Source organism: Ramlibacter aurantiacus, from assembly GCF_016722895.1.
Classification (GTDB): domain Bacteria; phylum Pseudomonadota; class Gammaproteobacteria; order Burkholderiales; family Burkholderiaceae_C; genus Ramlibacter; species Ramlibacter aurantiacus.
In genome coordinates this window covers 123,723-134,965 of the sequence record NZ_JAEQNA010000004.1, presented here as the reverse complement: position 1 = coordinate 134,965, position 11,243 = coordinate 123,723, and the positions used below count along the sequence as shown (strand labels likewise).

The window sequence follows — 11,243 nt, the reverse complement described above, 5'->3', positions numbered from 1 at the left end:
CGGCGCACTTGCGCCTGACCGCACGGTTGTCCCGCACCAGAAATCGTCCAGGAGCCGACGTGTTCATTTCTTCCGCCATCGCCCAGACCGCCCCTGCCCCAGCCGCCGGAGGCGACATGCAGTCGACGCTGGTCAGCATGCTGCCGCTGGTGCTGATGTTCGTGGTCCTGTACTTCATCATGATCCGCCCGCAGATGAAGCGCCAGAAGGAGCACCGCGCCATGGTCGAGGCCCTGGCCAAGGGTGACGAAGTGGCGACGGCTGGCGGCATCCTCGGGCGCGTCTCGCGCCTGGGCGACCCCTACCTGACCGTCGAAATCGCCAACGGCGTCGAAATCCAGGTGCAGCGCAGCGCCGTGGTGCAGGTCCTGCCCAAGGGCACCATCAAGTAAGGGCGTCATGAACCGTTACCCGGTTTGGAAGTACGCGATCCTTCTGGTCGCGCTTCTGGTGGGCATCGTCTACACGCTGCCCAACTTCTTCGGCGAAGCGCCGGCCGTGCAGGTGTCCGCGGGCAAGGCCACCGTCCGGGTCGACACCGGCACGATGGCGCGGGTGGAGCAGGCGCTCTCGCAAGCCGGCATCAAGCCCGAATCGGTGGCGCTGGAAGGCACGTCGATCCGGGTGCGGGTGGACACGCCGGACATGCAGTTGCGGGTGCGCGACCTGCTTCAGTCGACGCTGGTGCCCAATCCGGCCGACCCCGGGTACATCGTGGCCTTGAACCTGGTGTCGGCGTCGCCCTCTTGGCTGTCGGCCCTCGGCGCCGAGCCCATGTACCTCGGCCTGGACTTGCGCGGCGGCGTGCACTTCATGCTGCAGGTCGACATGCAGGCGGCGTTGACCAAGAAGGCCGAAGCCTTCTCGGGCGACCTGCGCACCCGGCTGCGCGAAGCCGACATCCGGCACGGTGGCATCGCCCGGCAGGGCCAGCAGGTGGAGGTGGTGGCGCGTGACGCGCAAGCCGTCGAACGCATCCGCCGCCTGGTGCAGGACCAGTTCCCGGAATTCCAGCTTGCCGATCGCACCGTGGGTGACGAGACCCGGCTGGTGGCCACCCTGCGGCCCGAGGCCGCGCGCAACGTCCAGGCGCAGGCACTCAAGCAGAACATCACCACGCTGCACAACCGGATCAACGAACTGGGTGTCGCCGAGCCGGTGATCCAGCAGCAGGGCCTGGACCGCATCGTCGTGCAGCTGCCGGGCGTGCAGGACACGGCCAAGGCCAAGGACATCCTGGGTCGTACGGCCACGCTGGAGATGCGGCTGGTGGACGAGAGCGCCGAAGGCCGCGCCGCCGAACTGGGCACCGGGCCGGTGCCGTTCGGCTCCGAGCGCTTCTTCGACCGCGAGGGCCGCCCCGTCATCGTCAAGCGCCAGGTGATCCTCACGGGCGACAGCCTGACCGACGCCCAGCCCGGCTTCGACTCGCAAACCCAGCAACCCAAGGTGGACCTGACCGTCGATGCCAAGGGCGGCCGGATCATGCGCGACGTCAGCCGCGAGAACCTGAAGCGGCGCATGGCCATCCTGCTGTTCGAGAAGGGTCGCGGCGAGGTGCTGACCGCTCCCGTGATCCAGGGGGAGCTCGGCAATCGGTTCCAGATCTCCGGCTCGATGACCGTGAGCGAAGCCAACGACCTGGCCTTGCTGCTGCGGGCCGGATCGCTCGCGGCGCCGATGGAGATCATCGAGGAGCTGACCATCGGCCCCACCCTGGGCGCCGAGAACATCGCCAAAGGCTTCCAGAGCGTGGCCTGGGGCTTTGCCGCCATCATCGCCTTCATGGCCGTTTACTACGCCGTGTTCGGCTTGATCTCGGGCCTGGCACTTGCCGTGAACCTGTTGCTCCTGGTCGCGGTGCTGTCCATGCTGCAGGCCACGCTCACCTTGCCCGGCATGGCCGCCATGGCACTGGCGCTGGGCATGGCCATCGACTCCAACGTCCTGATCAACGAACGCATCCGCGAGGAGCTGCGAGGCGGGGCGGCGCCGCAGGCAGCGATCCACACCGGGTACGAGCGCGCGTGGGCCACCATCCTGGACTCGAACATCACGACACTGATCGCCGGGGTGGCCTTGCTGACCTTCGGCTCGGGGCCCGTGCGCGGGTTTGCGGTGGTCCACACCATCGGCATCCTCACGTCCATGTTTTCTGCGGTCTTCTTTTCGCGAGGTCTCGTCAATCTCTGGTACGGTCGCCAGAAGAAGCTCAAGTCGGTCTCCATCGGCACTGTCTGGCGGCCTTCGGCCGACAGCGCTATAACCGGGGCCGACGGGCGATAAGGAAAGCATCAAGTGGAGTTCTTCAGGATCCGCCGCGACATCCCGTTCATGCGGTATGCGCTGTTGTTGAACATCATCTCGTTCGTCACATTCGCCGCCGCCGTCTTCTTCCTGGTCACGCGCGGGCTGCACCTGTCGGTGGAATTCACCGGCGGCACCGTGATGCAGGTGAGCTACAGCCAGCCCGCCGAGATCGAGCGCATCCGCCAGCGGGTGGCCGCGCTCGGTTTCAGCGATGTGCAGGTCCAGAGCTTCGGCACCGCGCGCGACGTGATGATCCGCCTTCCGGCACAGCGCGGCGTGAGTTCGGCGCAGCAAAGCGAGCAGGTCATGGCGTCTCTGCGCGAGGCCGACCCGTCGGTGTCGCTCCAGCGCACCGAATTCGTCGGGCCCTCGGTCGGCGAGGAACTCGCCGTCGACGGACTGCTTGCGCTGGCCATGGTGATCATCGGGATCGTCGTGTACCTGGCGTTCCGCTTCGAGTGGAAGTTCGGGGTGGCGGGCATCATCGCCAACCTCCACGACGTGGTGATCATCCTGGGCTTCTTCGCCTTCTTTCAGTGGGAGTTCTCATTGGCGGTGCTGGCGGCGGTGCTGGCGGTGCTGGGCTATTCGGTCAACGAGTCCGTGGTGATCTTCGACCGGATCCGCGAAGCCTTCCGCCGCTATCGAAAGATGAGCACCGAGCAGGCGATCGATCACGCGATCACCTCCACCATCAGCCGAACCATCATCACCCATGGCTCCACCCAGCTGATGGTCCTGTCCATGCTGATCTTCGGTGGCGCCACGCTGTATTACTTCGCCCTGGCTTTGACGATCGGCATCCTGTTCGGCATCTATTCGTCCGTGTTCGTGGCCGCTGCGATCGCGATGTGGCTGGGGGTCAAGCGCGAGGATCTGGTCAAGGCGCCCGTGCGCAAGGAAGGCGATCCCAACGACCCCAACGCGGGCGCGACCGTGTGAGGCCTGCTTGAACGCTCCGGGCTCCGATTCTCCCGTGCCGCTGGCGCGCAAGGCGCGCGAGCAGTTCGTGGCCGCCGTGGAGGCCTGCGTGGAGCCCATGGCGAGTGCGATCGGCTCGCGCCTGCTGGAGCTGGTGGACCGCAGCCCCTCGACCCGCGAGGCGCAGATCCGGCGAGATGCCATGCTGCAGTTCGATCAGCAGCGCACCCGTTGGACCGAGAAAGTTCGCCGCGCCTTGAAGGCCGCCAGCCGGCCCCGCGCACCGAGCCAAATCGTGCCGGCCGTCCCGCTCGGGCTCGAGCTGATCGGCGATGACGTCGTCGAAAAGAAGATCATCGCGTCGCGATTGGCCATGGCCATCCACGAGAAGGCGACGTGGGAACTCAACGACCTCAAGATCCGGATCCAGCAATTGGAGGGCGGTGACGATTTCGCCAGCGACGACATCCTTCGTCCCGAAGCACTGGCGCTGGTGCTGATCGACCAGTGGATGGACAGCGAGTTGCCGCGCCATACCTGGCTGCTGGTGGGCGATGTCATTCAGCAGCATGTGGTGCCTGCGGCAGTGGACGCTTATCGCCAGGTCAACACGGAGCTGGTCCGGGCTGGCGTGGTGCCCGATGTCAACCTCAACCGCCGCGTCAAGCGGGGCGCATCGGGCCCGGCGCGGCGGGCGCCGGAGATGACGTTCGGTGACAGCCAGCCGGCGCAGGGTTCGGGGGGCGCTGGTGTTCCGTCCGGTTGGGGCGCCTCCGGTTCGAACGGCGGGGCCCCGGGTACGTCGCACGCCGCGGGGAACAACCCGGCAGGGGGCGGTGGGTTCCAGGGTGGCATGGACGTGGTGGCGAGGCCCCCGTTCGATGGTCCATCGTCGGTTGCCGGGGCGCCAGGCGGCGGCCGCGCAGCGGGATTCAGCGGTGTCCCGGCGGCCGACGCTTCCCTGGGCAGGCCAGCACCCGTGAGCCTTCCTGCCGGAGCGTTCAACACCAGTCCCTTCGCTGCGGGACAACCAGGCGCCTTTCCGGTGCTGCCTCCCGTGCCCCCGACGGGAGCCGCCGGGGCGCGTGCAACCGACGCCGGCGCCGCAGGCTCGGTGGAGCATCCCAGCCCCGGATGGAGCGGCACCGGCGACGCGGGGCTGACCACGACCACCACCTCTCCGATGGGCCGCGCACGCGTCAAGGCCCAAGGCGTGATCGGACAGCTGAAACGCCTGCTCACCCAACGTGTCGCGGGATTCGATTCCGACCGACCGATTGCGGCCTCGCCCGCCTTGTCCCAGGCCATCAGCATGCAGGGCACCCAGATCCAGACGCGGGTGCAGGAGCGCGGCGGTGACGACTCGGTGGGGCAGTCCTATGACAACGCCGCGGTCCAGCAGGTGGCGCGGGAGCTGCGTGAACGCACCGGCGAGCTTAAACAGCAGGCCGTCACGTCAGGCGAAAAGGCGGTCATCGAGATCGTCGCGCTCATGTTCCAGAGCATCCTCGCGGAAGAGCGCATTCCGCCGGCGGTGCGGGTCTGGTTCGCCCGGCTCCAGATGCCGGTGCTGCGGGTTGCGCTCGCCGAGCCGGAGTTCTTCGGCAGCCTGCAGCATCCGGCGCGCCAGTTGATCGACCGCATGGGCTCTTGCGTCCTGGGCTTCGACGCCAGCGCCATCGGTGGCACCGCGCTCGAAGGGGAAATCCGGCGGGTGGTGCAGCTCATCGAGCAGTACCCAGAAACCGGTCGCAAGGTCTTTCAGCTGGCCTTCGATGAATTCCAGAAGTTCCTGTCGCGCTTCCTCACGGAGCGGGGCCAGACCCAGCGCCTGGTCAGTGTGGCCCAGCAGGTCGAGCAGAAGGAGACGATGGCGGTCCGCTACACCATCGAGCTGCGCAAGATGCTCGAGGACATGCCGGTACGCGACGAGATCCGCGAATTCCTGTTCAAGGTATGGGCCGAGGTCATGGCGATCGCCGCGGTCAAGAACGGGCCGCAGCATGCCGAAACCCTGGCGTTGAAGAAGTCGGCGTCGGAACTGGTCTGGGCGGCGAGTGCCAAGCCCAACCGTGCCGAACGCGCGCAGGTGATCCAGGGCCTGCCAGGCCTGCTGCAGCGCTTGCGCCAAGGCATGTCGCTCCTGGGACTCGAGGCGGCCGAGCAGGAAGAGCACATCAAGCGCATTGGCGACACCCTCGCCGATGCCTTCCAGTCGAAGACGGCGGCCATTCCCTCGGAGCGGATCGAAGCGATCGCCCAGCGGCTTGCGAATCTGGAAGACTTCGTCGGGGACGATCCGGAAGGCGACCTGCCGCTGGTGGCCGAGAGCATCGAACTCATGCTGGGCATCGACACCTCAGGCATCGACGTCATCACCGACGGCGGAGCGACGCCCAATGCCGCCATGCTGGCCTGGGCACGCGAGCTGCAGCCGGGCACCTGGTTCAGCCTGGATCACAACGGCCAGATGCACCAGGTGCAGTACGCGTGGCGCAGCGAGCGTGCGCAGTTGCACCTGTTCGCATCGGTGACCGGGCGCAGCTTCCTCATTCAGGCCGGCCGACTGGCGGCATACCTGCAGGCCGGCCTCATCCTGCCGGCGGAAGAAGAAGCGCTCACGGTGCGTGCCACCCGCGATGCACTCGCCAAGCTCGACGCCAACCCCGGGCGTTTGTTCAGCTGAAATTCAACGGGGCGCGCCCAGGACTCAGTGGGCGAGCCGCCCCTGGCGGTCATCACAGAGCTCATCGAGCACCAGTGCATCGGGCTGCTCCCCGCAGCTCCAATACACCATCAGGACGATGATCTTCAGTTCCTCCAGGCTGACCGGCGCCCCGGGTGCGGCCATGGCGCGATCGAGGACGATCTCCCGAAGGGGTGCCGGCAGCACGCCCGCTGACTCGAGGAAGCTGATGAACCCGAGGCACTCGGCGCCCAGGTGGTCCTGCTCGGATACCGAGTAGACCCGCAGGCTGGCCGGTGACTGCCGGCCAGGGGGCGCGTCGCCGATGGCCGCCCTCCCTTCGGGTGACAACTCGGTGTTTTGTGCGGCAAGGTTCAACCCGTCGAGCCAAGCCAGCGCCTGCTGGATTTCGTCGGGCTCGAAGCCATGGGCACTGAGCCTGCGTTCCAACCGCTCCGGCTCGGGACAGGCGTCCCCGCGCCAGTAGTTTTCGTAGACGAACACCAGCACATCAAACATGGGGCCAATATAGCCCATAAGGTGCGGTGACTGAGCCGCTGTTGCCGGTGCGCCGCAGGGGCCCGTGCCTCAGCGTCTCACGTAGTGGCCAGGCGCTGGAACAGCCCGCCAGGCAAGCGAGCGAGGGCACCGGACAATTCGAGTTCCAGCAGGTGCGCCTGCAGCGTCTGCGTCGGCAGGCCCGTGCGGGCCTGGAGCGCATCGAAGCTCACGGGATCGAAACCGGCTGCTTCGAGGACCGGATCGAGCTCATCGGCGGGCACGCTCGCAGGCTGGCTCGGGCCTGGAGGTGTGTGGCCGGTCACCAACTCGTCGAGCACGTCCTGCGCGGTTTCGACCAACTTGGCGCCTTGTTTCAGCAGCGCATGGCAGCCGCGCGCCTGCGCCGAGTGGATCGAACCGGGAATGGCGAAGACCTCCCGCCCCTGCTCGGCCGCGATACGAGCCGTGATCAGCGAGCCGGATCGCAAGGCCGCCTCGACGACCAGGGTGCCGCGGCTCAGCCCGGATATCAGCCGGTTGCGCAGCGGAAAATTCTCGGAAAGCGGCGGCGTGCCCAGCGGGTACTCGCTGATCAACAGCCCGCGCTCGGCGATCCGGTGCGCCAGGTCCAGGTGCTGCCGCGGGTAGACCCGATCGAGTCCGGTGCCCACCACGGCCAAGGTGGCCAACCGCTCAGGCCCAGCCCCCTCGAGGGCCCCTTCATGCGCGGCGCCGTCCACACCCAATGCCAAGCCGGAGACCACGGTCCAGCCGGAGGCGGCGAAGCTGCGCGCGAATGCGTGGGCGTTCAGCTTGCCCTGCGGCGTCGGGTTGCGACTGCCCACCACCGCGATCGCCTCGGGCCAGCACAGGCCGCCAGCCCGGTGCAGCCGGGCCCCTGCCAGCCACAGCATCAAGGGAGGGTCTTCGATCTGGAGCAGGGCGGCCGGGTAGTCGGCTTCGGCCAGTGTGACGAGGCGGCGCTGGCCCGGCGCCTCGGCCAGCCACTCGTCCGTGCGGTCCGCGAGCGCGTCCAGGCCTTCGGGCTTGGCTCGCAAGGCGGCGACCTGGGCCGGCGTGGCCAGCTGGGACAGCGCAGCCGCAGAGGCCTCGAACACTTGTTCCGGAAGGCCAAGGGCGGCCAATAGGCGACGGGCCGTGGTCCGGCCCACCTGCGGAGTCAGCGCGAGCCGCAGCCAGGCACGGAGCTCCCGTGGCGCCATGGCCCAGGATCCGGTCAGCGCGGGTTGACCAAGCGGTCGCCGATCCTCACGCCTTCGGAGGTCTCGACGATCAGTCCGTACGACACGCGGTCGAAGGTGCGGAAGATCATCAGCAGCCCATTCCGCTCATCGGGCAGCTTGATCTGCTCGCGTTCGCCGCTGGGTGAGCGATCGACCAATTGCCGACCTTCCTTCAAGATGGCCAGCACGTGGCCGGTCTCGAGCCCATCGGCGCGCCCCTTGTTGATGGTCACGACCTGGTTTTGCCCGGCCACGCCCACCGCCGTGCCGTACATCGACATGACGGCCGCGCCCTGGATGGGTGTCTGGGGGGCGCGCGGGACGTAGTTGACCAGCTCGCGCGGCGGCTCCGGCAGCAGACGGTCCCCCACGCGCATTTCCTCGCGCGCCGAGACGATGTCGAGCGACGCCGGAACGGGCAGCGCCTCGCCGCGGGTGGTGTCCTGCGTCTCGCCGCGCACCAGGACCGCACGACCGAGATAGTGCGCTTCGTAGCCCAGGATTGCCTGGGTGTAGGGGTCGCGCAGCGGTTTGGCGCTGCGGAAGACGCGGTAGTCGTCGCCGCTGCGCTGTGGCGCTTCCATGAGCGGCGCGCCCGGCGTGCCACGTGCGTAGGCCCGGTCGCCACGGGTGATCATCACCCGTGTGTCCGGCGCGGCCACGATGCGGGGCGCGCGTTCGAGCACGCCCTCGTCCACCACCAGCGGCTCGGCCAGGAAAGGTTCGATCAGGTGCGGCTGCAAGGTCGGTAGCGCCACCTCGGGCAAGGGTTCGACCCGGGTCCGGGGCGACAGGCGCACGGTGTCGAGCCCAGCGTCCGGCGCGGGCTGCCCCATCCGCAAGCGGGCACGGCCATCGATCTTTTCGAGGAACAGCTGCTGACCGGGGAAGATCAGGTGCGGATTGCGCACCTGGTCCAGGTTCATTCCCCACAGCTCCGGCCAGCGCCATGGCGTGCGCAGGAACAGCCCGGAAATGGCCCACAGCGTATCGCCGCGTTTGACGGTGTAGCTGTCTGGAGCGTTGGGTGCGAGCTCGGACAGTGGCACACCGGCTTGCGCCACCTGCTGGGCCGTCGCACGCTGGCTGGGGGTGATGGGGAAGTTCTGGGCCTGGGCTGCGGGGAGGACCAAGCCCAGGAGCAGGCTGGTGCCGGCCAGGCCGGTGAGTGCGAAACGGGAGACGGCCTTGGGGCGTGGCACCATGAATTTTTTTCCAAGCTCTTCTTGAATCACGCGCGATTCTGGGCCCCAAGTCCTTGATCCGGCAACGTTATTGGCGCCCTTGCACGCGACCCGCCCCCCAAAGTGGCGGAAAATAGCGACACCGCACCCGCTACCCATGGCCATCAAACCCATTCTCGTTTTCCCTGATCCCCGGCTCCACATCGTCGCCAAGCCCGTCGGCGCCGTCGACGCCCGCATTCGCCAACTGGTGGCCGACATGCTCGAAACCATGTACGAGGCGCAGGGCATCGGACTGGCGGCCACGCAGGTCGACGAGCACGAGCGGGTCGTCGTCATCGACGTGTCGGAGGAGCGCAACCGCCCGCTCGTCCTGATCAACCCGGAGATCGTCTGGGCCAGTGAAGACACGCAGGTGGGCGACGAAGGCTGCCTGTCGGTCCCCGGCATCTATGACGGCGTCGAGCGTTCCGTCGCCGTCAAGGTGCGGGCGCTCGATGACAGCGGCCAGGAGCGGGAGATCGAAGCCGAGGGGCTGTTGTCGGTCTGCATCCAGCACGAGATGGACCACCTCATGGGCAAGGTCTTCGTCGAATACCTGTCACCCCTCAAGCGCAACCGCATCCGCAGCAAGATGCTCAAGAGCCGGCGCGAAGCCGTGCGTGCCTAGCCGAATTCGTGAGCGCCTGATGCGGGTCGTTTTCGCCGGCACCCCCGAGTTCGCCCGCGCCGCGCTGGAGCGCCTGCACGCCGAAGGCCACGAGGTCGCCCTGGTGCTGACGCAGCCGGACCGACCGGCCGGTCGGGGCATGAAGCTGCAGCCGTCCGCCGTGAAGCAGTTCGCATTGGACCGGAGCCTGCCCGTGTGCCAGCCCCGCAGCCTGCGGCTGGACGGCCGCTATCCCGAAGATGCCGAGGTCGCTCGCATGGCGCTGGAGCAGGCGGCCGCCGACGTGATGGTGGTCGCCGCCTATGGCTTGATCCTTCCTCGTTGGGTGCTCGAGCTGCCGCGCCTGGGTTGCCTCAACATCCATGCCTCCTTGCTGCCGCGTTGGCGCGGCGCAGCGCCGATCCATCGCGCCATCGAGGCCGGCGACGCGGACACGGGCATCACGATCATGCAGATGGACGAGGGCCTGGACACCGGCGCGATGCTGCGCTTGGAGCGACTGCCGATCGAGCGCGTCGACACCACGGGCACGCTGCACGACAAGCTGGCCGAGCTCGGTGCGCGCCTGGTCGTCGAATGTCTGCGCGATGCGCAGGCCGGCCGGCTGCAGCCGGTGCCGCAGCCGACCGACGGCGTCACCTATGCGAACAAGATCGACAAGGCCGAAGCCGCCGTCGACTGGTCGCTGCCGGCGCCGGTGATCGAACGCCGCATCCGCGCCTTCGATCCGTTTCCCGGGGCGAGCAGCACTTTGGCGGGTGAGGTGGTCAAGCTGTGGCGAGCCGAGGTGGCCGATCCGCCGCGTGTGCCGGCGCAGCCGGGCGAAATCCTCGAAGTCGATGCCACGGGCGTCACGGTCGCCTGCGGCACGGGAGCGCTGCGCCTGACCGAGCTGCAGCGGCCGGGTGGCAAACGACTGCCCTGCGAAGCCTTCCTGCGCGGTTTCCCCGTCACCGTCGGTTCGCGGCTTGGAGCGAGCTGATGTTCTGGCAGCCGGCCGTCTACCGTCGACCCGACTTCATGGTGGGTGTGCGCGACATGCTGCCCCAGACGCCCGGCATCGCTGCCTGGGGCCTGATGACCGGCGTTGCAATGGCCAAGTCGGGCTTGTCGACGGTCGAGGCATTCGCCATGGCGCTGATCGTGTTCGCCGGCAGCTCGCAGTTGGCGGCCCTGCCGCTGCTGGTGGCCGGCACGCCGGTCTGGGTGATCCTGGCCACGGCGTTTTGCGTCAACCTGCGCTTCGTCGTGTTCAGCCTGCACCTGCGTGACTACCTGATGCACCTGCCCCTGGGCCGACGGCTGCTGACCGGGTACTTCACCACCGACATGTCCTACGCCATCCTGACCCACCGGCATCCCAAGCCGGCGGAGGACGTGGAGGGCCGCGGTGCCCAGCTGGCGCACCTGGGCGGGGGCTGCCTGGCCAACTGGCTGTCCTGGATGGTGCCCAGCCTGTTGGGTATCGTGCTGGCCAACTTCATTCCTGAGCGCTGGGGCTTGGGCTTCGCAGGCATCCTGTGCCTGCTCGGCATGGTCGCCACGCTGGCCGCGACCCGGCTGCGAATCGTGGCGGCTGCGGTCTCGGGCGCGACTGCGATCGCGGCGTATGCGTTGCCGCTCAAGCTGAACATCGTGCTGGCGATCGGCATGGCGGTGGTGGTTTGCCTGACACTCGAGAGCCCACGCCTGAAAGCGGCGCGTCCGTGACCGACGCCTGGACATTG

General features: G+C 67.9%; 10 protein-coding genes. 7 read left to right on the top strand and 3 right to left on the bottom strand.

The annotated features are described in order from the left end of the window. The first annotated feature begins 59 nt into the window (after positions 1–59). From yajC to JI739_RS12560, 4 genes are read left to right on the top strand one after another with little or no spacing between them, the layout of a single operon-like run. Positions 60–392, top strand: coding sequence for a preprotein translocase subunit YajC (yajC, locus tag JI739_RS12575; RefSeq protein WP_201684260.1), 333 nt, complete (start codon positions 60–62; stop codon positions 390–392). A gap of 7 nt (positions 393–399) precedes the next feature. Beyond that, positions 400–2,286, top strand: coding sequence for a protein translocase subunit SecD (gene secD / locus JI739_RS12570; protein ID WP_201684259.1), 1,887 nt, complete (start codon positions 400–402; stop codon positions 2,284–2,286). Between the two features lie 12 nt (positions 2,287–2,298). Next, positions 2,299–3,252: a protein translocase subunit SecF gene (gene secF, locus JI739_RS12565; protein WP_201684258.1), complete on the top strand. Its 954-nt coding sequence runs from the start codon at positions 2,299–2,301 to the stop codon at positions 3,250–3,252. Between the two features lie 7 nt (positions 3,253–3,259). After that, positions 3,260–5,917: a DUF1631 family protein gene (locus tag JI739_RS12560; RefSeq protein ID WP_201684257.1), complete on the top strand. Its 2,658-nt coding sequence runs from the start codon at positions 3,260–3,262 to the stop codon at positions 5,915–5,917. A 24-nt stretch (positions 5,918–5,941) separates the two neighbouring features. Here the strand turns inward: JI739_RS12560 and JI739_RS12555 are convergent, their stop codons facing one another. From JI739_RS12555 to JI739_RS12545, 3 genes are all read right to left on the bottom strand, one after another. Next, positions 5,942–6,436 (bottom strand): Smg family protein, encoded by a 495-nt coding sequence (locus JI739_RS12555; protein WP_201684256.1) that lies wholly within the window; start codon positions 6,434–6,436, stop codon positions 5,942–5,944. Between the two features lie 77 nt (positions 6,437–6,513). Further along, a complete protein-coding gene (gene dprA / locus JI739_RS12550) occupies positions 6,514–7,641 on the bottom strand; it encodes a DNA-processing protein DprA (RefSeq protein ID WP_201684255.1) in 1,128 nt (375 codons plus the stop codon). 14 nt (positions 7,642–7,655) lie between these two features. Then, the gene (locus JI739_RS12545) at positions 7,656–8,867 is read right to left on the bottom strand and encodes a LysM peptidoglycan-binding domain-containing protein (protein ID WP_201684254.1); all 1,212 of its coding nucleotides are present in this window, start codon (positions 8,865–8,867) and stop codon (positions 7,656–7,658) included. 136 nt (positions 8,868–9,003) lie between these two features. Here JI739_RS12545 and def point away from each other — a divergent pair, with 136 nt between their 5' ends. From def to JI739_RS12530, 3 genes are read left to right on the top strand one after another with little or no spacing between them, the layout of a single operon-like run. Then, complete coding sequence (gene def / locus JI739_RS12540) at positions 9,004–9,516, top strand: peptide deformylase (protein WP_201684253.1); 513 nt, start codon at positions 9,004–9,006, stop codon at positions 9,514–9,516. 19 nt (positions 9,517–9,535) lie between these two features. Then, the gene (gene fmt, locus JI739_RS12535; protein ID WP_201684252.1) at positions 9,536–10,498 is read left to right on the top strand and encodes a methionyl-tRNA formyltransferase; all 963 of its coding nucleotides are present in this window, start codon (positions 9,536–9,538) and stop codon (positions 10,496–10,498) included. Continuing rightward, complete coding sequence (locus tag JI739_RS12530; RefSeq protein ID WP_201684251.1) at positions 10,498–11,226, top strand: AzlC family ABC transporter permease; 729 nt, start codon at positions 10,498–10,500, stop codon at positions 11,224–11,226. Before fmt ends, JI739_RS12530 begins: the two co-directional genes overlap by 1 nt. The last annotated feature ends 17 nt before the right edge of the window (positions 11,227–11,243 follow it).

What these genes read in the sequence shown, in the direction of transcription:
- secD (WP_201684259.1), top strand. Translation starts at nt 400, where the DNA reads ATGAACCGTTACCCGGTTTGGAAGTACGCGATCCTTCTGGTCGCGCTT.
- JI739_RS12555 (WP_201684256.1), bottom strand. Translation starts at nt 6,436, where the DNA reads ATGTTTGATGTGCTGGTGTTCGTCTACGAAAACTACTGGCGCGGGGAC.
- dprA (WP_201684255.1), bottom strand. Translation starts at nt 7,641, where the DNA reads ATGGCGCCACGGGAGCTCCGTGCCTGGCTGCGGCTCGCGCTGACTCCG.
- JI739_RS12545 (WP_201684254.1), bottom strand. Translation starts at nt 8,867, where the DNA reads ATGGTGCCACGCCCCAAGGCCGTCTCCCGTTTCGCACTCACCGGCCTG.
- def (WP_201684253.1), top strand. Translation starts at nt 9,004, where the DNA reads ATGGCCATCAAACCCATTCTCGTTTTCCCTGATCCCCGGCTCCACATC.
- fmt (WP_201684252.1), top strand. Translation starts at nt 9,536, where the DNA reads ATGCGGGTCGTTTTCGCCGGCACCCCCGAGTTCGCCCGCGCCGCGCTG.
- JI739_RS12530 (WP_201684251.1), top strand. Translation starts at nt 10,498, where the DNA reads ATGTTCTGGCAGCCGGCCGTCTACCGTCGACCCGACTTCATGGTGGGT.